This is a genomic window from Acidovorax sp. GW101-11A03, assembly GCF_059424825.1.
Genome location: NZ_JBWKZU010000046.1, coordinates 21,387 through 43,561, shown reverse-complemented (window position 1 = coordinate 43,561; position 22,175 = coordinate 21,387). Strand labels below are relative to the sequence as shown.

Sequence of the window (22,175 nt, the reverse complement as noted above, 5' to 3'; positions counted from 1 at the left end):
CGCGAAGGCTGGCTGCTCGACCTCGGCGAGGCCAGCGATTTCGGCGAAGGCACGCGCGCGGCGCTGGCGCGCTGGCTGGGCGACCCCGACGCGCTGCGCGGCCAGCGCGGCCGGCTGATGAAAGCCGTCGACGGCCTGGGCGCGGACCGACTGGCCGGCTGGATGGCGGAGCGCGCACGATGATCCGCGCGGCCACCAGCGTGCGCCTCGTCCCCTGGGCGGACGAGCACGACGCGGCCACCGTGCGCTGGCTGAACGACCCCACCATCCGCGCGAGCTTCGGCATCACGAGCGCCGTCACGCTGGAAGGCCACCGGCAATGGCGGCAGCGGCACGCTAGTCTCGCCGCGTGGGCCATCGACGTGGACAGCGCCCATTGCGGCAATTTCCTGCTCGACCTCAACCGCCGCCACGCCAGCGCGTACCTGCAGATCTACATCGGCGATGCCCTCGTGCAGGGCTGCGGCATCGGGCGCCAGGCGATGGCGCTGGGCCTCGCGGAAGCGTTCGGGCCGCTGGCGATGAACCGTGTCTGGCTTCACACGCGCCAGGACAACCCGCGCGCCCGGCACCTCTACGAAAGCCTGGGCTTCCGCAGCGAAGGCACGGAGCGCGAGTCCATCCGGGAAGGCGGCCGCTTCCTCGACCAGGAACGCTGGGCACTCCTGCGCGCGGAGTGGCAGGCGCCATGAACGTCGCGATCATGCAGCCCACCTACATGCCATGGGCGGGCTACCTGCGGCTCATCGCGCGCGCCGGCCGCTTCGTGTACCTGGACGACGCGCAGTACGAGCGCGGCACCTGGCACCAGCGCAACCGCGTCCTGCTGGACGGGCAGCCGCGCTGGCTCACCGTGCCCGCGCGCCGCCAGCGGCTGGGCGAATCGCTGCTGGAGGTGCAGGTGGACGACGCCGCGCGCTGGCGCCGCAAGCATCTCGCCCTCGTCACGAACGCCTACGGCAGGCACCCGCACGCGGAAGAGGCGCTTGGCCTCATGCGCCGGGCCGCAGACAGCACCGGCATCACCTCGCTCGCCCTTCTCAACATCGCGCTCATCGAGCATTGCTGCGAGGCGCTGGGCCTCGCCACCGAGCGCCTGCGCGCCAGCGAGCTGGGCGTCGGCGGAGCGCGCACCGGGCGCGTGCTGGCCCTCTGCGCGCACCTGGGCGCCACCACCTACATTTCCCCGCCCGGTGCGCGGGAATACCTCGAGGCCGACGGTTTCGGGGACCAGTACGCGATCAAACTAGAATTCGACGAGTTCCCCGCTCCCGCCTACCCGCAGCAGGGCGCCTCCGGCTTCGTGAGCCACCTTTCCGTGCTCGACGTCGTCGCCAACATCGGCTGGCAGGGCCTTGCGCGGTACATCGCCGGGCCGGACAACGCGAAGCCTTGACCCATGACCCACCCGCTGAAAAAAAATCCCCGCTACGGTTTCCTACAGATCGACCCGACGCCTTCGCCCGAGGATATCTCACACTATTACGCGCAAGAGTTCTACGCGGCCAGCTACCAGGGCCTGAACGACTCCGGCCTGCAGGCGATCGACCGCGACCGCGACTTCTACGAAGGCCACTATGACGACCTCCTCGAGACCATCGTGGAGCTCACCGGCCAGCCTTCCGACGGCCTGAAGCTGCTGGACGTGGGCTGCGGCTGGTGCCAGGCGCTCGCGCGCTGGCAGTCGCGCGGCGTCGTGGGCCACGGCTTCGACCCCGCGCCAGAAGCCATCGCGCACGGCGCGAAGACCGGCCTCACGGTGAAGCAGGCCGGCATGGACCGCATGGACGTCTTCGGCGAGCGCTTCGATGCCGTCACCCTGCTCAACGTGCTGGAACACTTGGCCGATCCCGAGGCCGTCGTGTGCGAGATCCGCGAGAAGGTCATCCGCCCTGGCGGCGTGCTCGTCATCGACGTGCCCAACGAATTCAACACCTTCCAGACCGTCGGCCAGGCGGTGCACGGCCTGACCGAATGGTGGGTGGCGCCGCCGGCCCACCTCAACTACTTCAGCGGCACCACGCTCACCGCGCTGCTGGAAGGCAGCGGCTTCTCCGTGCGCGTGCTGGAGGCCTCCTTCCCGCTGGAGATATTCCTCCTCATGGGCGACCGCTACGTGAGCGACGCCGAGCTGGGCCGCGCCTGTCACCTCAAGCGCGTGGCGTTCGAAGCGAACCTGCGGGCCCAGGGCAAGACGAAGGAAATGCGCGACTACTACCGCGCGCTGGCGGGGCTGAACCTCGGCCGCCAGGTGGTCGCCTTCGCGGTGGCGCGGTAAGCCGGAACAACCAGGGGACGCGGGGCGCATGGAACTCTTCAATTTCGGCGGCGCGACGGCCATCCTCGAGCACCGTGGCGTGCGGATGCTGATGGACCCGTGGCTGGACGACGGCATCTTCCACGGCTCATGGGTGCATTTCCCGCCGCTCGGCGCGCACGTCGAGGATGTCGGTCGGCTCGACTACATCTACATCTCGCACATCCACGAGGACCACTGCTCGCTCGGCACGCTGGAAAAGCTGGACCGCAACGCGACCGTGCTGGTGATGGGCCGCAAGCCTAACTTCGTCGTCGATTTCCTCGTCCGCAACAAGCTGGGCTTCAAGGACATCCGCATCATCCCGCCGCGCTCGCCGGTGGAGCTGCGGCCCGGTCTCGTGGCCGACATGGTCGAGCCCGACCCTTCCGACGCGATGGCCAGCGCGATCGACTCCGCGCTCGTGCTGCGCTGGGACGGCTACGTGATCTTCAACGCCAACGACTGCCAGCCCCACCCGGCGATGATCGAGTACGTGCGTTCCACCTACGGTCGGCCCGATCTCGCCATGCTCCCGTACTCCGGCGGCTCGGGCTACCCCTCGTGCTACATCAACCTCACCGATGAAAAAAAGCGCGCCGAGCGCGACCGCATCCGCGAGATGCGCGGCGGTGCCTTCATCGACACGGTGAAGGCCCTTGACCCGAAACGCGTGATCCCTTTTGCCGACCAGTACGCGATCGCCGGCTCTCGCGCCGCGCTCAATGAATACGTGGCCCACCCGGCGACACCGGCGGCCATGCGCGAGCCCATGGCCCGCGCCGGGCTCGCCGACCGCCTGCTGCTCGTCAACTCCGGCCAGCGCTTCGACCTGGAGACCGGTCGCCACAGCCCCGAAGCGCCTTACCGCGACTACAGCGACGAGGAGCGTCAGGCGTGGTTGGACGGCATCAACGCGAACTACCGCTACGACCATGAGAAGTTCGAGTTCGCCTCGGGCGTGCCGCTCGAGCGCCTCGTGCGCCAGGCGCGCAGCCGCCTCTGGGGCTACCAGGAAGCCAATCACGTCCATCCTGAATGGAAGCTCGTGCTCGACACCCCGGAGATGGCACAGGTCCTCCTGCTCCCGCTCGGAAGTGCCGAAGTAGCCGCCGTGCCGCGCGATAACGCCGTCGAGGGCCCGTTCCTGCGCATCCGCGCGCCCCGCACCCTGATGATCATGATGCTGCTCGGCCACGTCTCGTGGAACATCGCCGACGCTGCCCTTTTCCTGGACTACGAGCGCGTGCCGAACCGCTACGATCCCGTCGTCTACTTCCTGCTAAACCTCCTCCGGGTGTAACCGCATGACTTCCGCCGCACCGCAGACCAGCGTCTTCCTCGACAAGGAAGGCGACGCTTGGTTCGAGCGCAACCGTAGCGCCTACGAGGCGCGCGAGAATCATTTCGAGTGCGACCTCCTCGTCTCCGAGCTGGCGCCCTTCCGCGAATCGATCAACGACATCCTCGAGATTGGCTGCGGCGACGGCCACAAGACCGAATGGCTCGCCCGCTTCTTCGACGCGCGGGCTGCGGGCCTCGACCCCTCCAGCAAGGCCATCGGGCACGGCCGCGAGCGCTTCGGCGCCTCGGGCCGCGTCGACCTGCGCACCGGCACCGCCGACAAGCTGCCCTGGGCGGACGCGAGCTTCGATGTCGTGTACTTCGGCTTCTGCCTCTACCTCGTCGGCCGCACCGAGCTGCTGTCTGCCGTCGCCGAGGCCGACCGCGTCCTGAGGCCGGGCGGCTTCCTCGTGATCCTCGATTTCGACCCGCATCTGCCCCACCGGCGGGAATACCACCACCGGCCGGGCCTGTTCTCCTACAAGCAGGACTACCCGGCCCTCTTCACCGGCTCGGCGGGCTACCACCTGTTTGCCAAGCGCAGCTTCTCGCACGCGGGCCGGCATTTCGCGACCGACCCGTCCGAGCGCGTCGCGATGTCCTTCCTCTACAAGGAAAAGGACGCCTACCCGCTCGCCGCGGCACCGAAGGAGGCCCCATGAGCACGCAAGCTTTCGAGATCGCCGGGCGCAAGGTCGGCGCTGGCCACGCGCCTTTCGTGATCGCGGAGATGTCCGGCAACCACAACCATTCGCTGGACCGCGCGCTCGCCATCGTCGATGCCGCCGCAGCGAGCGGGGCGCATGGCCTGAAGATCCAGACCTACACCGCCGACACGATGACGCTGCCGCTGTCCACCGGAGAGTTCTTCGTGTCCGATCCCGCGAACCTCTGGACAGGCCGCACGCTCTACGACCTGTACCAGGAAGCCCACACGCCCTGGGAATGGCACCGGGCCATCTTCGAGCGCTGCCGCCACCACGGCATGGCCGGTTTCTCCACGCCGTTCGACGCCACCGCAGTCGACTTCCTCGAGAGCCTAGACGTCCCCTGCTACAAAATCTCGTCCTTCGAAAACACGGACCTGCCGCTGGTGCGCAAGGTTGCCGCCACGGGCAAACCACTCATCATCTCCACCGGCATGGCCACGGCCGCCGAGCTCGATGAAACCGTGCGCGCCGCGCGCGGCGCCGGCGCGAAGCACATCGTGCTGCTCAAGTGCACGAGCACCTATCCCGCCACGCCGGACAACACTCATGTGCGCACCATCCCGCACATGCGCGAGCTCTTTGGCTGCGAGGTCGGTCTGTCGGACCACACGATGGGCGTGGGCGCCGCCGTGGCCAGCGTCGCGCTCGGCGCCACCGTGGTCGAGAAGCACTTCACGCTAGCGCGCGCCGACGGCGGCGTGGATTCCACGTTCTCGCTGGAGCCGCACGAGTTCCGCTCGCTCGTCGACGAAACGGAGCGCGCGTGGCGCAGCCTGGGCGGCGTGCAGTACGGTCCCACGGAAGCGGAACTGAAGTCGCTGCGCTACCGGCGCTCGCTCTACGTAGTGGAAGACATGGCGGCCGGCGAGGCCTTCACCGAACGCAACGTGCGTGCCATACGGCCGGGCCTTGGCCTGCCCCCAAAGTACCTGGGCGTCATGTTGCAGCACAAGGCGCGCGGCGAGCTAAAGAAGGGCACCGCCGTCTCCTGGGACATCCTCGGCTGAAGTGCCCGGCCGCCCGATGGGAGGCCGCGCTCGACACCCGGCGAGCGCGATGATTTCCTGCGCGATCCGCGGGCTGGCGGGCCCCGGCTGTGTCCGCGCGGAAGCGGCGCCCGGCACCGAATCGGCCGCCTCGTCGAGGCAGGCCTCAAGTGCCGCGAGGTTCGGCACGCCGCGGCTGATGCCCAGCTTCTCATAGCTCATTACGCCGTTGGAACCGGACGATTCCAGCGAGAGCACCGGGATCCCCGCGCTGGCCGCCTCAACGCCCACCGTGGAACCGGTGACGAGCACCGTGTGCGCGACGAGGATCTGCGGATGCAGCGGGTCGCGCAGCGGGCAGGAAAGGTACACGCGTTCCTGCGGCGGCTGCGCCGCGAAATGGTGCGCCTCGTTCGGATGGTAGCGCACGATGGCCGCGACGTCCTCGCGGCGCGCGACCCAGCGGCGCAACGCGGCCTCCGCCGCCTCGCCGAACGCAGTGCCCGGGGCGACGGCGCCGCCTTCGCTCGGCAGGCGTTCGATGATGCCGGCCCAAAGGAAAATTTTGAGGCCTTCCCACCCCAGCGAGCGCCGCAGTTCCTCCGCGGCGCGGCGCTGCGCCAGGTCGAAAAGGCTGTCGAACGCCGGGTTGCCCGTCACCACGATGCGCGAGGCGTCCATGCCGGCCGCGACGAGATTGTCGCGCACCTGTGGCAGCATGACTGTCACGCGGTCCGCGTGGCGCGCGCGCCGGAGGTACGCGTCACCCGCCATCGCGAAGAGGTCGATCATCGACACCGTCGGAATACCTGCTTCCATCGCGGCATCGAGCGCCGCCTGCTCGCTGCGCGGCGAGTTCGTGGCGACCACAACGTCGGGGACGAGCTCGCGGATGACGTGCCGGAAGAAATGGATCGGGTAGAAACAGTAGCGCCCCTCGCGCTCGTAGAGCTCACAGGCACCGTCGGCCCCGTGCTGCTGCGTGAGATCCCAGTAGTTGACACCGATGTACGCCGCGGTCTCGGCGGGGTCCACCGCCGGATGCACGTTGCCCTCGGCGAGTCGGCCGCCCCACTCCTGCGTGAACCCCGTGTCTGCCAGGTGCGCGAGATCCGAGAAACCGAGCGGCTTCTCGCCGACGGCCTCGGCGGCCGAACGCGCCGTCGTCAGCGCGAGCAGGTCGATGTGGATGCCGGGCTTCGCGGCGCGCAGCGCGCGGATGACGGGCAGCATCATGGCGATGTGCCCGCCACCGTAGGTGACACAGAGAACCCTCACGCGCCCCGGCCCCACAGCGCCATCGCGGCCAAGGCGCGCAGCTCGCGCGTGAAGTTCGCGCTGCCGTCCCGGTGCCTCTCCAGCATGGAGGCGACCACTGCGGGCTCGAACCATTCGCTCAGCAGTTCGCTGTCCTGCAGCGCGTCCTTGAGCCACGGGTAGCTTTCGCCGCGGAACCAGTCACCGATGGGCACGGTGAACATCTGCTTCTCGCGGTAGGCGAGATCCTGCCCGATGAGCGGCGCGGCCGCCTTCTTGTACCAATGCTTCTTGTCGCCGGTGGCGGGGTCGAGCTTGGTGGCGCCGCGCGAGCGGAACGCGAACTCCATCATGCGCCAGTCGAGGAACGGCGTACGCGCCTCGATCGACACGGCCATGCCCATGCGGTCGGGCTTCACGAGGTTGTTGCCCGAGAGGAGCAGCTGCATGTCGAGGTACAGCGCCTGGTTCACGCGGTCGAAGTGGGCCGCCTCGTCGAACCAGGGCGTCGCGGCTGCGGCGAAGCTGTCAATGCCGCCCAGCCGCTCGCGAAGCGCGGGGCGGTAGAGCGCGTTCTTCGCCGCTGGCGTGAAGAGCGAGATCGAGTCGAAGTAACTCCTCTTGAACGCTTCACCGGAGAGTGAGGCCACTTCCGGCCTCGCGAAATACTGCGCGTACTTATCGTAGCCGGCAAAGAGTTCATCGCCGCCGTCGCCAGTTAGCACAACTTTCACGTGCTTCGCCGCAAGCTCGCTCACGCGCAGCGTGGGCATGAAGGACGCGTCGCCGTGCGGCTGGTCGAGGTGGTGCAGCACCTTCGGCCAGTAGTCCAGCATGTTGAGCTCGGCGATCTCACTCGTATGGTCACAACCGAAACGGCGCGCCGCCTCAGCTGCGAAGGCAGACTCGTCATAACGCGAGTCGGCAAACCCGATACAGAAGGTTTTCACCGGCCGCTCGACGTGCCGCGCCATGAGGCCAACGATGGTGCTGGAGTCAACGCCACCAGAAAGGAAGGCGCCCCAAGGCACGTCAGCGCGCAGGCGGATGCGCGTCGCGTCTTCCAGAATGGACATGAACTCCTCGGACCAATCACCAAACTCGTGATCCTTCTCGCACTGTTCCGCAAGACTCCACCAACGGTGCACCTGCGCCCCTGCCGAGCGGGTGAACTTCATCCATGTGCCGGGCATCACGTGCTTCACGCCAGCGTAGACTGTCCAAGGCGCGGGAATGTAGTTGAAGGTGAGGTAGTGATGGATCGCCTCGGGGTCGATGGGAAAGGAGGCGCGCGCCTTCACTGGCCAGAACGCCTTGATCTCCGATCCGAAGAGCACGCGACTGCCATCGTCGGCCACATATAGCGGTTTGACACCGATGCGGTCGCGCACGAGATAGAGGGCATCCTGACGGGCGTCATCGATAGCAATGGCGAACATGCCATTGAGTTTGCGCAGCCCTTCGATGCCTTCGCGCTCATACAGCCGCAGGATGACTTCTGTGTCGGAGTGTGTGCGCAGTTCCACGCCTTCGCGCTGCAGGTCCGCCGCGAGTTCGATGTGGTTAAAAACTTCACCGTTCTGGACAACGGCGATCTTGCCGTCATGGCTAACGAAGGGCTGGCGTCCGCCCCCAATGTCAATGATGGAAAGGCGCGTGTTGCCGATGCCTACGCCACGCTCCGGCCGGTGCCACAAGCCGTTGTCGTCAGGCCCGCGATGGGCGAGATATGCCGACATCGCCGCTAGCGTGTCATCGCCGATCGCTCGCCGCGCCCGGTCCCAGTAACCGAAAATTCCACACATCTTTGCTGAGCCCTCAGTTCCCGCCGCGGCCCGTAAGTCGCCCGATCGTCCACCACATGATGCGCAGGTCAAGCCGCAGGCTCTGCTCGCGGACGTAGCGCAGATCGGTCGCCTGGCGCAGTTCTTCAGTCGCCTCTGATCGCATCAGAGCTTGTGAAAGCCCCGTAATGCCAGGACGAACGCTGCATCGCTCGTTCCAGGCGGCTTCCGTATAGTTCGAGCGCTGCTGCGGAACGTCCGGGCGCGGTCCAACGAGGCTCATCTCACCCTTAAGGACGTTGAGGATCTGTGGCAGCTCGTCGATGCTCGTGCGGCGGATGAAGCGGCCCACTCGGGTAATGCGCGGGTCACCCACAGCCGTGAAATATGGACCTATGGAGGCTGCGTCCTTCACCATACTTCGGAACTTGTACATACCGAATGCTCGCCCCCGCAGGCCGACACGCGTCTGACGAAGAAGGACTGGCGGGCCACCTTCCAGCACTATGGCTACGGCAGTCACGAGAAGCACCGGCCAAAGCAACGCAAGCGCCACCAACGAAAGCACGACATCGATCAACCGTTTCATGCGGACTGCGCCTGTCTGGCTGCAATCGCTTCAATAGCGGCAGCAATACGAAGGGCGTCTTGCTCTACTTGAGCAGGCGTACGGCGTTCGAGTAGCTCTTCAACTGCGCGCAAGGTTGCAATTTCGTCCTCAAACACAGCCACGCCTTCGGAATTACGGAAAGTTCTCGAGAGAATTACGGAAGAAGAACCCAGACGCAAATGCTCACCGAGGACGTCGCGCCCTGGCAATAGCCCCTCATCCAGCCGGGCAATCCCCCCAAACCCAAAGCGCAACCCTCGGGCACGCACCTTGGCAGCTATCTGGTCGAGAATCCCTTGCGCTAGAGGCTCAAACATGAATCGGCAGCCCAGCGAGAGATGCAAATCATTGAGCCCCACGAACACCTCGCACAACCCCGGGGTGCCCACCCAATCGTCCAAGGACTGCAGCGCACCCGCAGTCTCCAGCAGCGCCACGATGGGCGCCCGCCCGGCCACGATGCGGCTGAAAGCTTGCAGTTCCTGGGGCGTTTGAAACATGGGCAACATGACCCAGTCGGCGCCCTGGGCCAATACAGCATCCAGCTCGTCCGGGGTGCCGACATGCAAGGGGTTCACACGAACCATCAGCAGTGACCGTTGCAATTGGGACTTGATGCGACCGACATCCACCAACTGGTGGGTGCTGATAAAGGTGTTGCGTCCGGCCTGGCGCTCCGCCTTGCCATTGACTTCCAGATCGACAAACAGGCGCATACCCGGCAACGCGTCACAGCGGCGTGCCAGCGCAGGGTCATTGGTGATCTGGAGAAGGTCGATCATGGTGTGTCGCAGATTATGACCGCAGGGCCTGGCGCAGACCGGGGCCGGAGAACCAAGCAACCGCTACTACAAAGATAGCAGAAAAAGCAATACCAACAAGCGGCAGCGCCTGTTTTAGCCCTAAATCGCGGACCAGGACAGCCGCAGCCGCACCGGCGCCCCCCCACCAGTGCGCCAACCAAGCGACAACAGCCAGCGCCAGCGATGGCGCCAGTAGCGCGCGCACCGGCAGCCAATGCCGCAAGGCAGGGGCACCCAGCGCCCCCCCTGCAATCAGGGCGGCAACCGCAAACCCGGCATTCAAACCCCACATGAGTGACTCACCGGCCGTCCCGCCCGCTGCCCCCACCGCCAGCAACAGAGCCAGTGCCAGCACGTAGGCCAGCACGGCGAAACGCATGCGCCCCACCGAGGCCAGGACCGTCAAGGCCACCGCCAGCAGCGCCTGCGGCAGCAAACCCCACGCCCCCACACGGCCCCAGGCAGCGATCTGCTCCAAAGCGGGTACCTCCATGCGCCCCCAGCCGAACAGCAGGGATGCGATCATGGGAGCTCCCACCAGCAGCGCCGCAGCGGCGGCGCAGGCCAGCGTCCAAGCCAGCACCAGCGCATTGCGCACCGCCGCCGTCATGGCGTCAGCACCGGTGGGGAACATATCGGACGACGACGCCGCGTGCGCACGCGCAATCGCAGGGAAGGCGAGCGAAGCCACGAGCTGGATGGCCAGGACCAGTGGCAACTCCACCAGCTTCCAGGCGTAGTTGAAGGTGGCCAAAGCCCCTTCACCCGCCCCGGACGCAAAGGTGCGGGCCACAAAAGGCAGCGTCAGGGGCAGCCCCGCCCCCAAGGCAGCCCACATCCAGATACGCCAACCGGGCAGCGGCGGCGGCACGCTCGGGGATGCCAACGGCAGCGCGCTCTGGCGCAAATGCCGCATGCGCCAACCTTGCCAGAGCAGGCGCAAACCAACAGCCGCCAACAAGAAAACGCCCAGCGTCTGCCCCGCCCCCGGCCCAGCGCCACGAGACCCCAGAAGCAGCAGAGCGGCGATCAGCACGCCATTCACCACCAGATTGGCGCTGTACAAGCCCACAAAATCACGCTCATGCTGCAACCGCGTGGCCCACAGGCCGGCCAGCATGGCGGCAGGCAGGGCCAATGCGCTCCAGACTACAGCGTTGCTGGCAGCGCCTTGCAAGGCGGCAGAGGCTCCGGGCAGCAGCAAGGCCGCCACAGGGCCTTGGGCCATACATATCAGGCCCGCCAAAGCAAGGCTCCCCCACAACAAACGCCGGGCGACATGGTTCTGGGTGGTGTTCTGCTGCGCGGCAGACTCTTTGGCCCACTGCGGCAACAGTACATAGGCCAGGGCCCCACTGACGAGCACGCCAGCGAGCCAGTCGGGCAGGGTCAGCATGACGATGGCCACGTCGGCCATGCCAGAGCTGCCAAAAGCCGCAGCCAACGCCGTTTCGCGCAGCACCCCCAACACGCGGCTGGCAAGCAGCAACAAGAGCGAAAGGAGGCCAGCTTTGAGGAACATGCGGCAAATTATCCGGGCTCGGGCAGACACAAACCCCACACCGCACGTGCAAAAAACTAAAATCACGGGTTTTGGTTCGAACAACGCCTCTGAACGCCTCGATTTGCTGGCGGCTCTCCATGTCTGACAACAACACATCCCTCCCCCCCCAGGACGACAACCAGCTCATCGCCGAGCGCCGCGAAAAGCTCCGCGCCTTGCGCGAAGTGCAAGCCAATGGCGGTGGCGTGGCCTTCCCCAACAACTTCAAGCCCGCCCACAAGGCGGCCCAGCTGCACCAGGACCACGGCGAGACGGCCAACGAGGCACTGGAAGCCACGCCCGTCACCGTCAGCGTGGCCGGCCGCATGATGCTCAAGCGTGTGATGGGCAAGGCCAGTTTCGCCACGGTGCAGGACGGCTCGCTGGGCGAGGTGGGTGGCCGCATCCAGCTCTACGTCACACGCGATGCGGTGGGCGAAGAGCTGTACGCCGCCTTCAAGCACTGGGACCTGGGCGACATCGTGGGCGCCGAGGGCACCCTCATGAAGACCAAGACGGGCGAGCTGTCGATCAAGGTGACCGGCCTGCGCCTGCTGACCAAGAGCCTGCGCCCCCTGCCCGACAAATTCCACGGCATGGCGGACCAGGAGCAGAAGTACCGCCAGCGTTATGTGGACCTGATCACCGACGAGCATGCCCGCAAGCGCTTCATGGCCCGCAGCAAGGCCGTGAGCGGCCTGCGCGAATTCATGGTGAGCCACGGCTTTCTCGAAGTCGAGACGCCCATGCTGCACCCCATCCCGGGCGGTGCCAATGCCAAGCCGTTCGTGACGCACCACAACGCGCTGGAGCAGGAGATGTACCTGCGCATCGCACCGGAGCTGTACCTCAAGCGCCTGATCGTGGGCGGCTTCGAGCGCGTGTTCGAAATCAACCGCAGCTACCGCAACGAAGGCATCTCGGTGCGCCACAACCCCGAGTTCACCATGATGGAGTTCTACGCGGCGTACTGGAACTACCTGGACCTGATGGACTTCACCGAGACGCTGATTCGCGAGGTTGCGCTCAAGGCCACCGGATCGTTGCAGCTGACCTACCAAGGCCGCGCGGTGGACCTGTCGCAGCCGTTCGCGCGCCTGACCATCCGCGAAGCGATCTTCCAGTACACCGAGGCGGGCGCCCATGTGGACGATGCCGCCTGGCTCATCAGCGCCTTGAAGAAGCTGGGCATGACGGAAGAGAAGGACAAGCTCTCGGCCCGCTCGCTGGCCAGCCTGCAGGTGCTGTACTTCGAGGAAACCGTGGAAGACAAGCTGTGGCTGCCCACCTTCATCATGGAGCACCCGACGGAGATCTCGCCCCTGGCACGCGCCAACGACAACCGCCCCGAGGTGACCGAGCGATTCGAGCTGTACATCACCGGCCGCGAGTTCGGCAACGGCTTCAGCGAGCTGAATGACGCCGAAGACCAGGCCGCGCGCTTCCACGCCCAGGTGGCCGCCAAGGACAGCGGCGACGACGAAGCCATGTTCTACGACCACGACTTCGTGCGCGCGCTGGAGTACGGCATGCCCCCCACAGGGGGTTGCGGCATTGGCATTGACCGCCTCATGATGCTGCTGACCGACAGCCCGAGCATCCGCGACGTGATCCTGTTCCCGGCGCTGCGCCGCGAGTCCTGAGCCTGAGCGAAGCCCCGGGGTCATGCACTCCGGGAGCCCGAGACCGCGCCGCTTGACGGCGCTCAAGGAGACCCCTGTGCCTTTCAGCTCCAGCAACGCCCCCTACCCCGCCGCCGAGCCCTTGCCCTCGGGCAATGCGTTCTCGGTGCTGGTGGTCGAAGACCAGGGCTCCGTGCGCGCAGCGCTGGTGGCCGAGCTGCGGCGCGCAGGCGTATCCAAGATTTTCGAGGCGCCCGAGGGGCAGGCGGCGCTGCACCTCTTCAAGACCCACCGGCCGGATCTGGTGCTGCTCGACATCAAGCTGCCCGGCCAGGACGGCTACTGGGTGGCCCAGCAGATGCGCGAGAGCGAGGCGGGCGACTGGACACCCATCATCTTCCTGTCGGGCCTGGACAACGAGCTGGACGTGTGGCGTGGCATTGAGGTGGGGGGCGACGACTACCTCGTCAAACCCGTCAAGCCCATCGTGCTCATGGCTAAGCTGCGCGCCATGCGGCGACTGCTGGACATGCGCCGCCGGCTGGTGCTGATGTCGGCCGAATTACATGCCGCCAACCAGCGGCTCAACGAGATGGTGGAGATCGATGCGCTCACCGGCCTGGTCAACCGCCGGGGCTTCGACCGCATCCTGCACAACGAGATCCTGGCCGCACGGCGGGATGGCACGCCGCTCACGCTGATGCTGTGCGACCTGGACCATTTCAAGCTCTTCAACGACACCAGCGGCCATGTGCAGGGCGACGCCTGCCTGAAGGAGGTAGGCCGCCTGCTGCGCGAAGTGTGTGTGCGCCCCCGGGATGTGGCCTCGCGGTACGGCGGCGAAGAATTCGCCCTCATCCTGCCCAACACGCCCCGCTCGGGGGCCATGACCTTCGCGCGGGCCCTGGGGCAGCTGCTCAAGGTGCGTGCCATCGCGCATGCCAATTCGCCCCTGGGCGACATCCTTACGCTGTCCGGCGGCATCACCACCTGCGTGCCCGACGACAGCACCAATGCCGAGAGCATGATCATGCGCGCCGACCAGGCCCTGTACGCGGCCAAGGCCCAGGGTCGCAACCGTTTCTTCAGTTTTGAAATGCAGATGGACACCGTGGAGCAACTGCGCAATTGAGTTTCTTTTCCGCCTTCTCGTTTGACGCCACCGAGCGCAGCGCGCGCACCGTGGCCTCCCGCATGCAGCTGCTGAAAACCCGCCTGCCCGACTGGGTGCAGGACTGGCTGGAGGTCATCATCCCCGGCACGCAGATCCTGCTCATCCTCTTTGTGGCCTGGCTGCTGCAGCGCGTGCTGCGCCGCATCGTGCGCCGCGCCAGCAGCCACTACCAGGTGCCGGACGAGCTGGTCGTGCCCCTCAACGGGCTGATCCGCTGGATCATCGTGGCCAGTGCGCTGCTGCTGGTGCTGGAGCGCATGGGCGTCTCCGCCACCGTGCTCTGGACGGCGTTCACCGGTTTTGCCACGGTGGGTGCGGTGGCGTTTTTTGCCGCCTGGAGCGTGTTGTCCAACCTGTTCTGCGCTCTGCTGATCTTCACGGTGCGGCCATTCCGCATCGGCGACTACATCGAGGTGCTGGACACCGCAGAGAAACCCGGCGCCAAGGGGCGCGTGGTGGACATCAACCTGCTCTACACCACGCTGGAAGACCATGGCGCCACGGCCGAGCATGTGGCCTGGCTGCAGATCCCGAATTCGCTGGTATTCCAGCGGGTGGTGCGGCGCTTTCAGGGCGTGCCACCTGTTCCGGCTGCAGTGCCGCAGCCTCCCGCAGCGCCCGAACAGGCTACAGAGGCGCCAACCCCACCGGCGCCAACAACAGCCGCCGCAGCCCCCACAACGGCGGGCGCCGGTTCCGCAAACGGCTCTCAGGGCTGACCAGCCGGAAGCGACTGGCAGGCCCCACGCAGCCAGGCCAGAACTGCGGCAAAGGCTGCCCGATCCCCCTCCCCCGTCGGCGCCATGAGCAGGTAGCGGGAACCATCTGCCACAAAACCGCGCGGCGCACACAACACACCGGTGGCCAGGTCGTCAGCCACCAGGGCCACCGGGCCGATGGCGATGCCCGCACCGGCGACCGCCGCCTGCAGGCTTTGGTAGAAGTGCTCAAACCGCACATCCCGCTGGGCCTGCAGCCGCGTGTGGGTCAACCCGGCCCAACCCTCCCAGGCACCAGGTCGGGTGGCCGTGTGCAGCAGCACGGCTTGCAACACCTCATCCCGCTGCGCGCAGGCCGCCGCCAGATCAGGTCGGCACACAGGGCCGATGCGCTCGTCCAGAAACGGCTCGGCCACTACATCGGGCGCCAAGGGAAAGTCGCTGCGGCGAATCGCCAGGTCGATGCCATCGCGGCTGAAAAACACCGGCCCACCGGCCGATACCAACCGCAGCTCCCGCTCCGGCCCCACCGCCGCCTGCAGCAGCGCCAGGCGGGGAATCAACCAGCGGATGAGAAAGGTGGGCTCGCACGACAGCACCAGCGGCCTCCCCACTCCCTCGGCCCGGCGCGCACGCTCCATGGCGGCATGCAAACGGCCCAGTGCCGCCCCCACATCATCGGCCAGCACCCGTGCGGTAGGAGTGGGCACCACCGCCCGGTTGCCACGCTGAAACAGCGCAAAGCCCAGGGCCCCCTCCATGTCACGCACGGCACGGCTCACAGCGCCATCCGTCAGATGCAGCTCGCGCGCCGCGCGCGAGACGCTGCCATGGCGCACGGTGGCTTCAAACGCACGCAGGGCCGAGAGGTGGGGAAGCCTGGAAATCGTATCCATCACATCGCTCTCCAATTGATTTTTACTCAATAAAACCTTGAGTCGAAATCGATTTTTTTATTCTCTTCAAGAAAGCATAGTACCCAGAATTCATTGAGCAACAAGAAACCTTCATGATCGCCATCCTGGCCGACGACCTGACCAGCGCCCTCGACGGTGCGGCACCTTTTGCCGCCTGCGGGCGGTCTGCACGTGTGCTGCTGCACCCCAACGCGCTGGCAGAGCCGCACAGCACTGACGTGCTGGCCATCGACCTCGACACCCGGTTTGTGTCCCCGCTGCGCGCGCAGGCGCGGTTCCGTCACGCCGCACAAGCACTGCGACACGCGCCCGTGCTGCTCAAGACCATTGACTCCACCCTGCGCGGCCACCTGGGCACCGAGACCTGCGGTGCCCTGGATGGGGCGGGCCGGCAGCAGGCGCTGGTGGCTCCGGCCTTCCCGGCGGCCGGGCGCACCACACTACAAGGACGCCAATGGCTGCACGGCATGCCGCTGGAGCAGACCGTGTTTGCCAGCGACCCGCGCACACCCATCACGTCCAGCGTGGTGATGGCCCGCATGGGGGGTCCACGCGGCGTGCCCGCGCAGCGCCTGCGCATCCACGACGCCACCACCGATGCCGACCTGGATGCCGTCGTCGCCACCACCGGCCTGCGCCGGCCAGACCTGCTCTGGGTGGGGTCGCCAGGGCTGGCCAGTGCACTCGCCCGCGCCCACGGGGCGCCCCCATGCTCAGCGCACCCCGCACGCCACACCAGCCCACCGCACCTGGGGCGGCCCCGGTGCACCCTGGTGGTGGTGGGCAGCCTGCACCCCGCCAACGGCGGGCAGGTGGAGGAACTGCAGCGCGCAGGCATCCCTGTGGTGCGCCTCCCGCCCCCAACGGGCGAGCCTGGCCTGGCCATGGCCGCGCTCCAGGCCCTGCAGAACATCTTGGCCCAGGCCCTGGCCACACACCCTGTTGTGTGCCTGACCAGCGCCACGCCGCCCGGACACACCCCGCCGCCCGCCCCCGGGTTCTCGGCCCAGCCTGCACAGCAGCTAGCGTGGCTGGCCGGGCAATGCGCAGCGCAGTGGGACGGGCTGGTGGCCACCGGTGGCGACACGGCCCGGCGCGTGATCGAGGTGTTGCAGGCGACCCACCTCGACCTGCTGGGCGAAGTGGCGCCCGGCGTGCCCTACGGCGCGCTGCAGCTGCCCACACGAACACTGGCTTTTGCCACCAAGGCCGGAGGCTTTGGCCAGCCACACACCTTGCGCCGCTGCATTGAGCAATTGCACACCCTGCCAACCACGGAGATTCCAAGCCCATGACCCACCCCTCCCTTCCCCCACCGCTACCCGACCACAACAGCCTTCCCTTCGCCATCACCATGGGCGACCCGGCGGGCATCGGCCCGGAGATCATCGCCAAGCTGGCGCAAGACACCCGCCGCCCTGACCTGCCCTATGTGGTGATTGGCGACGCCGGTGCATTGCAACGGGCGGTTGATGCCATGGGAGGATCCTGCCCGGTCATGCCCATCGGGGAGAACTTTGGCGGGCTCACGCAAGCGCTGGCCCAGGGGGCCATCCCCGTTCTGCCCACCGGGGCGCCCCTGCCCCACGACCTAGCACCCGGCCTGGTGGATGCGCGCGCGGGAGCCGCCGCCCACGCCTATGTGCAGCGGGCCATCGACCTGGCGCTGGCAGGGCGTGTGCGTGGCATCGTGACCGCCCCCATCCACAAGCTCGCGCTGCGCGCCGCAGGCATCACCCACCCCGGGCACACCGAGATCCTGGCGGCCCGCACCGGCACCCGCGACTTCGCGATGATGCTCGCCAACCCGGAACTGCGGGTGGTGCTGGTCTCCATCCACGTGGCGCTGAGCGAAGCCATTGCCGCCGTGACCCCCGACAACGAGTTGCGCGCGATCCGACTCGCCCACGCCGCCTGCCGGGGCTTGGGGCTGACCCACCCGCGCGTGGCGGTGGCCGGGCTCAACCCCCATGCGGGAGAGAACGGGCTGTTTGGCGACCAGGACCAGCAGGTGATTGCGCCCGCCATTGCCGCGGCACGCGCCGAAGGCATTGATGCATCCGGCCCCTGGCCCGGGGACACAGTGTTCATGCGCGCCCGCCAGGGCGACTTCGATGTGGTGGTGGCGCAGTACCACGACCAGGGCCTGATCCCGGTGAAGTACCTGGGCGTGGAGCAAGGGGTGAACATCACCCTGGGCCTGCCTTTCATACGGACCTCGGTGGACCACGGCACGGCCTTCGACATTGCAGGAACCGGCCGGGCCAGTGCCAGCAGCCTGGTGCAGGCGCTGCAGTACGCGGCGTCCATGGCCTCCACGGCCAGCGCACCGCCCCCCGCGCCGGAGCCGCTTCTCCTCCCTCCGGCCGCCGTCCGGCGCCCCGACTTCATCTTCATGCTGACCCGCCAGGACCGCACCGTCGCCAACGCCATGGACCTCTTGCCCGATGTGCTGGACGCTGGCGTGCAGCACATCGGCTTCAAGGACGTGGGCCTGCCGCTGCCCGGCCTGCAGCAACTGGCCGACGCCATCCGCGCCGCCGGGGCCGTGAGCTACCTGGAGGTGGTGAGCCTGGACGAGGCCAGTGAAACCGCCTCAGCACAGGCTGCTGTAGCACTGGGGGTGGATGTACTCATGGGCGGCACGCGGCCCGAGGCCGTCTTGCCCCTGCTGCGGGGCACGCCCATCCGCTACTACCCGTTCCCCGGCGCGGTGACCGGCCACCCCAGCGTGCTGGGCGGCTCCATCGACGACATCGTGGCCAGCGCAAGACGCATGGCAGCCCTGGAGGGCGTACATGGGCTGGACCTGCTGGCCTATCGGTTTGCAGGTGACGTGCCAGCACTGATCCACCGCGTGGTTGCGGCGGTGGACAAGCCGGTGGTGATCGCGGGCTCTATTGACCGGGCTGAACGGATTGAGGCAGCCGTCGCAGGCCGCGCCGCCGGTCTGACGGTGGGGACCGCAGCGCTGGACGGCGTGTTTCCAGCCCCGGCCCCCGGGCTGGCAGCGCAATTGCGCTGCATCCGGGGCCTGCTGGACGCTGCGGGGAAGGAGCCGCAGTGCAGCGGGGCGCACTGACGGCAGTGAAAAACTGACAACTAGCAACCGAGGCTTGCGGCTGGCGCGCACATGGTGCGGGCCGCAATCCACGCACAACGCCCGCAGCCGTGAACAGCCCCCTCAGGGCAGCAGATCCAGCGCCTGCAGGTAGGCCGGCTGGTACATCAGCTCGTCCCAGGGCTGGGGCAGGGTTTCGGGCAGCAGCGCCAGGCGGCGCGATTCGCTGTCCACGCTGGGCTGCCAGCGGCCCTGCTGCCGGGCCTTTTCCAGGCCATCGATGAGTTCGTCCACGGCCTGGCCGTCGCCCAGGCTCTGGTTGCACAGCAGCACCAGGTCGCAGCCCGCCTGCAGCGCCGCAATCCCGGCGTCGGTGTAGCTGACCACCTGGCCATCGAGGCGGCGCGCCCCTTCCATGCTCAGGTCGTCGCTGAAGATGGCGCCGTCAAAACGCATCTGGCGGCGCAGGATGTCTTGCAGCCAGCGCTGCGAGAAACCTGCAGGGCGGCTGTCCACCTTGGGGTAGATAACGTGGGCGGGCATCACGCTGGTGAGCGTGCTGCTGAGCCAGGGGTACGGCGCAGCATCGTCGGCCAGAATGGCCTTCAAGCTGCGCTTGTCCACCGGCACTTCGGTGTGCGAGTCGGCCTTCACGAAACCATGACCCGGGAAATGCTTGCCGCAGTTGGCCATGCCCGCCTGCAGCAGGCCGTGCATGAGGCTCTTGGCCAGCAGCGCCACCACACGCGGGTCGCGGTGAAAGGAGCGGTCGCCAATCACACCGCTTTCGCCCCAGTCCAGGTCGAGCACGGGCGTGAAGCTGAAATCGACACCACAGGCGCGCAGTTCGGCCCCCAGCACGTAGCCCGCCGCCGTGGCCGCATTGGTGGCGCGCAGCGCGCCGCTGCCGGGCACCGCCTTGGCACCGGGGCCGTCATCCATCCACATCTCGCCCAAAGCGCGCATGGACGGCAGGTGGGTGAAACCGTCGGTGCGAAAGCGCTGCACGCGGCCGCCTTCGTGGTCCACGCAGATGAGCAGGTCGTCGCGCACGGCCTTGATGCTGCTGGTGAGCTGCAGCAGCTGTGCGCGGTTTTCCCAGTTGCGGGCAAACAGGATCACGCCGCCGGTTAGCGGGTGGGCCAGGCGGCGGCGGTCCACGTCGGTGAGTGTGGTGCCCGCCACGTCAAGGATCAGGGGTGCGTGTTCAGTCATCAGGGTCCGTCAGAATTTACTATAAAAAATATAGCTATCAAGGCATAGCTGTCGCGCGGCAGAGGCCAATTTTCTTTAAATTTTCTCGACCACGCAGAAGCTGGCGGCGTAGTCGGTCTCGTCGGTCACGCTCAGGTGCGCCTTCAGCCCCCGGGCCTCGAACCATTCCTTGAGCGCACCGTGCAGCACGATCACCGGCTGGCCGGTGGGCAGCTTGGCCACCTCGCAATGGCGCCAGGTCATGGGCATGCGCATGCCCAGGCCAATGGCCTTGCTGAACGCTTCCTTGGCCGAAAAGCGCGTGGCCAGGTAGCGCAGGCCCCGGTCGGGCCAGCGGCCACTCCGCTCGCGCCAGGTGGCCAGCTCGCCATCGGCCAGCACCTTCTGGGCAAAACGTTCGCCGTGGCGCTCCAGACTGGCGGCGATGCGGCGCACGTCGCAGATGTCGGTGCCAATGCCGTAGATCATGAGAATTTTTGAATAAAAATGGTTGCTACCGCCCGTCCATCATGCCTTGGCAGCTATCAAATCAGGAGTTATTGGCCGAACCTGCAAACCCCGCCTGGATGCACGCCAGATAGGACTGGACCGTGGCGGTGTAGCCCAGCTCCAGTGCGTCGGCAATGAGGGCATGGCCAATCGAGACTTCGAGCACGCCGGGCACCTCGCGCACAAAGGCGGCCAGGTTGTCGCGGTTGAGGTCATGGCCTGCGTTCACGCCCAGGCCTGCATCCAGCGCGGCCTGCGCGGCGGCGGCGTAGCGCTTCAGTTCCACCGCATGCTGCGGCGTGTCCCAGGCGGCGGCGTAGGGTTCGGTGTACAGCTCCACCCGGTCGGCGCCCACGGCCCGGGCGGCAGCCATCTGCTCGGGTACCGGGTCCATGAAGAGGCTCACGCGCACACCCAAGGCCTTGCATTCCGCGATCAGCGGCGTGAGGCGCTCGGCGTCTTGCGGAAAGCTCCAGCCATGGTCGCTGGTGAACTGGTCTTCGCTGTCGGGCACAAAGGTGGCCTGGTGGGGCCGCACCTGGCGAATGAAGTCCATCAGGTTCTGCGACGGATTGCCTTCGATGTTGTATTCGCGGTCCGGCCAGGCCTTCATCAGCGCGGCCAGCTCGAACACGTCATGGCTGCGGATATGGCGCTCGTCGGGCCGGGGGTGCACGGTGATGCCCTGGGCACCCGCCTGCAGGCACAGCTCGGCCGCACGGGTGACGCTGGGGATGCCCAGGTGGCGCGTGTTGCGCAGCAGCGCGACTTTGTTGACGTTGACCGAGAGGGCGGTGGTCGGGTGCGAAGCGTTGGATGGCTGGTTCATAGGGCCTGCAGATCGATCATGAGCTGGCGGGTGCGCAGCATCGGGCTGCCGCAATGGTATTGCAGCACGGTGCGCAGCTGGGGCTTGAGTTCCGCCGCGACGGGGGCACAGGCGCGCAGCGTGGCGGTGTAGCTGGCAGCGTCATCGTCCAGCGCGCGCTGCAGGGCGATCCACTGGCGCCCTGGCAGCGCCGCGCGGTCGGCGGCAGAGGCCATCCGCAAACCGCCTTCGGCCACCAGCGTGTAGCGGGCGTCGGCCTTCAGCGGCTCCAGCGTCATGGTCTGCACATCCAGGCTGGGCAGGAGGCCGATCTCGCGCAGCAGCAGCAATTCAAAGCTGCGCAGCACGGGCTCCAGCGCGTCGCCATGCTCACTGGCCAGCACGCGCACCACACCGGCGTAGGCGTCGAACAGCGCGGTGTGCGCATCGGCCCGCGCCAGCAGGCGCAGCAGCAGTTCGTTGAGGTACAGGCCCGAGAGCAGCGCATCACCCGTGGGCATCACATGGCCGCCCACCCACTCGGCGCCCTTGAGGGTGTGGATGTCGGCCGTGCCGTCGCCCGCCAGGGTGTAGGTGAGCAGCAGCGGCTGCAGCGGCAGCAGCACGGGGCGGAAGTTGGAGCTGGGCTTCTTCGCGCCCTTGGCCACCAGGGCCACACGCCCGTGGCGGCGGCAGAAGACTTCCAGGATCAGGCTGGACTCGCTCCAGTCGTAGCTGTGCAGCACGAAGGCGGGCTCATCGGCAATGCGCTTGGCGGCAGCCACGGTGCTGATTGGGAAGTGGTGCGAGAGGGGTCAGAAAAAACCGGCCACCGCG

The 22,175-nt window shown here is 67.1% G+C and carries 22 protein-coding genes; 12 read left to right on the top strand and 10 right to left on the bottom strand.

Translation table 11 applies throughout. From position 1 onward, the window contains the following. From AC07Z7_RS18140 to pseI, 7 genes are all read left to right on the top strand, one after another. On the top strand, positions 1 to 183 hold a 183-nt coding region (locus tag AC07Z7_RS18140; RefSeq protein WP_494767145.1), incomplete at its 5' end, for a hypothetical protein. After that, entirely contained in the window at positions 180 to 692 is a 513-nt protein-coding gene (locus AC07Z7_RS18135; RefSeq protein ID WP_494767144.1) for a GNAT family N-acetyltransferase, read from the top strand. The genes AC07Z7_RS18140 and AC07Z7_RS18135, both read left to right, overlap by 4 nt. After that, complete coding sequence (locus AC07Z7_RS18130) at positions 689 to 1,396, top strand: WbqC family protein (protein ID WP_494767143.1); 708 nt, start codon at positions 689 to 691, stop codon at positions 1,394 to 1,396. The genes AC07Z7_RS18135 and AC07Z7_RS18130 overlap by 4 nt, the downstream gene beginning before the upstream one ends. Positions 1,397 to 1,399: 3 nt before the next feature. Further along, positions 1,400 to 2,278 carry a class I SAM-dependent methyltransferase gene (locus AC07Z7_RS18125; protein ID WP_494767142.1) on the top strand — a complete coding sequence of 293 codons (879 nt, stop codon included), beginning with the start codon at positions 1,400 to 1,402 and terminating at the stop codon, positions 2,276 to 2,278. A 28-nt stretch (positions 2,279 to 2,306) separates the two neighbouring features. Further along, on the top strand, positions 2,307 to 3,599 hold the full coding sequence (locus tag AC07Z7_RS18120; protein ID WP_494767141.1) for an MBL fold metallo-hydrolase: 1,293 nt from the start codon (positions 2,307 to 2,309) through the stop codon (positions 3,597 to 3,599). A 4-nt stretch (positions 3,600 to 3,603) separates the two neighbouring features. Continuing rightward, on the top strand, positions 3,604 to 4,302 hold the full coding sequence (locus AC07Z7_RS18115) for a class I SAM-dependent methyltransferase (protein ID WP_494767140.1): 699 nt from the start codon (positions 3,604 to 3,606) through the stop codon (positions 4,300 to 4,302). Then, positions 4,299 to 5,357, top strand: a complete 1,059-nt coding sequence (pseI, locus tag AC07Z7_RS18110) for a pseudaminic acid synthase (protein ID WP_494767139.1) — start codon at positions 4,299 to 4,301, stop codon at positions 5,355 to 5,357. Before AC07Z7_RS18115 ends, pseI begins: the two co-directional genes overlap by 4 nt. On the opposite strand, the gene AC07Z7_RS18105 is transcribed toward pseI, so the two are convergent. From AC07Z7_RS18105 to AC07Z7_RS18085, 5 genes are read right to left on the bottom strand one after another with little or no spacing between them, the layout of a single operon-like run. Continuing rightward, on the bottom strand, positions 5,316 to 6,572 hold the full coding sequence (locus tag AC07Z7_RS18105; protein ID WP_494767138.1) for a glycosyltransferase: 1,257 nt from the start codon (positions 6,570 to 6,572) through the stop codon (positions 5,316 to 5,318). The genes pseI and AC07Z7_RS18105 overlap by 42 nt on opposite strands. Positions 6,573 to 6,610: 38 nt before the next feature. Continuing rightward, complete coding sequence (gene asnB, locus AC07Z7_RS18100) at positions 6,611 to 8,398, bottom strand: asparagine synthase (glutamine-hydrolyzing) (RefSeq protein WP_494767137.1); 1,788 nt, start codon at positions 8,396 to 8,398, stop codon at positions 6,611 to 6,613. A gap of 13 nt (positions 8,399 to 8,411) precedes the next feature. Continuing rightward, positions 8,412 to 8,966, bottom strand: coding sequence for a sugar transferase (locus AC07Z7_RS18095; protein ID WP_494767136.1), 555 nt, complete (start codon positions 8,964 to 8,966; stop codon positions 8,412 to 8,414). After that, complete coding sequence (locus AC07Z7_RS18090) at positions 8,963 to 9,769, bottom strand: aldolase/citrate lyase family protein (protein ID WP_494767135.1); 807 nt, start codon at positions 9,767 to 9,769, stop codon at positions 8,963 to 8,965. Before AC07Z7_RS18090 ends, AC07Z7_RS18095 begins: the two co-directional genes overlap by 4 nt. Positions 9,770 to 9,782: 13 nt before the next feature. After that, complete coding sequence (locus tag AC07Z7_RS18085) at positions 9,783 to 11,312, bottom strand: lipid II flippase MurJ (protein WP_494767134.1); 1,530 nt, start codon at positions 11,310 to 11,312, stop codon at positions 9,783 to 9,785. A gap of 119 nt (positions 11,313 to 11,431) precedes the next feature. On the opposite strand from AC07Z7_RS18085, the gene lysS reads away from it, so the two are divergent. The 3 genes from lysS to AC07Z7_RS18070 all read left to right on the top strand — a co-directional run bounded on the left by lysS (position 11,432) and on the right by AC07Z7_RS18070 (position 14,848). Then, a complete protein-coding gene (lysS, locus tag AC07Z7_RS18080; RefSeq protein WP_494767133.1) occupies positions 11,432 to 12,976 on the top strand; it encodes a lysine--tRNA ligase in 1,545 nt (514 codons plus the stop codon). A 76-nt stretch (positions 12,977 to 13,052) separates the two neighbouring features. Then, entirely contained in the window at positions 13,053 to 14,087 is a 1,035-nt protein-coding gene (locus tag AC07Z7_RS18075) for a GGDEF domain-containing response regulator (protein ID WP_094285896.1), read from the top strand. Positions 14,088 to 14,149: 62 nt separating this feature from the next. Next, complete coding sequence (locus AC07Z7_RS18070; protein ID WP_240515545.1) at positions 14,150 to 14,848, top strand: mechanosensitive ion channel family protein; 699 nt, start codon at positions 14,150 to 14,152, stop codon at positions 14,846 to 14,848. Here the strand turns inward: AC07Z7_RS18070 and AC07Z7_RS18065 are convergent. After that, positions 14,839 to 15,744: a LysR family transcriptional regulator gene (locus AC07Z7_RS18065; protein ID WP_094285894.1), complete on the bottom strand. Its 906-nt coding sequence runs from the start codon at positions 15,742 to 15,744 to the stop codon at positions 14,839 to 14,841. The genes AC07Z7_RS18070 and AC07Z7_RS18065 overlap by 10 nt on opposite strands. A gap of 113 nt (positions 15,745 to 15,857) precedes the next feature. On the opposite strand from AC07Z7_RS18065, the gene AC07Z7_RS18060 reads away from it, so the two are divergent. Continuing rightward, entirely contained in the window at positions 15,858 to 17,060 is a 1,203-nt protein-coding gene (locus AC07Z7_RS18060; protein WP_494767132.1) for a four-carbon acid sugar kinase family protein, read from the top strand. Then, positions 17,057 to 18,847 carry a 4-hydroxythreonine-4-phosphate dehydrogenase PdxA gene (pdxA, locus tag AC07Z7_RS18055; RefSeq protein WP_494767131.1) on the top strand — a complete coding sequence of 597 codons (1,791 nt, stop codon included), beginning with the start codon at positions 17,057 to 17,059 and terminating at the stop codon, positions 18,845 to 18,847. Before AC07Z7_RS18060 ends, pdxA begins: the two co-directional genes overlap by 4 nt. Before the next feature lie 102 nt (positions 18,848 to 18,949). Here pdxA and nagZ read toward each other — a convergent pair whose 3' ends face one another. The 4 genes from nagZ to recO form a co-directional block, all read right to left on the bottom strand. After that, a complete protein-coding gene (gene nagZ, locus AC07Z7_RS18050) occupies positions 18,950 to 20,041 on the bottom strand; it encodes a beta-N-acetylhexosaminidase (RefSeq protein WP_494767130.1) in 1,092 nt (363 codons plus the stop codon). A gap of 75 nt (positions 20,042 to 20,116) precedes the next feature. After that, on the bottom strand, positions 20,117 to 20,509 hold the full coding sequence (acpS, locus tag AC07Z7_RS18045; RefSeq protein WP_440112824.1) for a holo-ACP synthase: 393 nt from the start codon (positions 20,507 to 20,509) through the stop codon (positions 20,117 to 20,119). Positions 20,510 to 20,570: 61 nt separating this feature from the next. Continuing rightward, positions 20,571 to 21,359 (bottom strand): pyridoxine 5'-phosphate synthase, encoded by a 789-nt coding sequence (locus AC07Z7_RS18040; protein ID WP_252657784.1) that lies wholly within the window; start codon positions 21,357 to 21,359, stop codon positions 20,571 to 20,573. Then, positions 21,356 to 22,123, bottom strand: a complete 768-nt coding sequence (gene recO, locus AC07Z7_RS18035; protein ID WP_494767129.1) for a DNA repair protein RecO — start codon at positions 22,121 to 22,123, stop codon at positions 21,356 to 21,358. The genes AC07Z7_RS18040 and recO overlap by 4 nt, the downstream gene beginning before the upstream one ends. Positions 22,124 to 22,175: the final 52 nt, after the last annotated feature.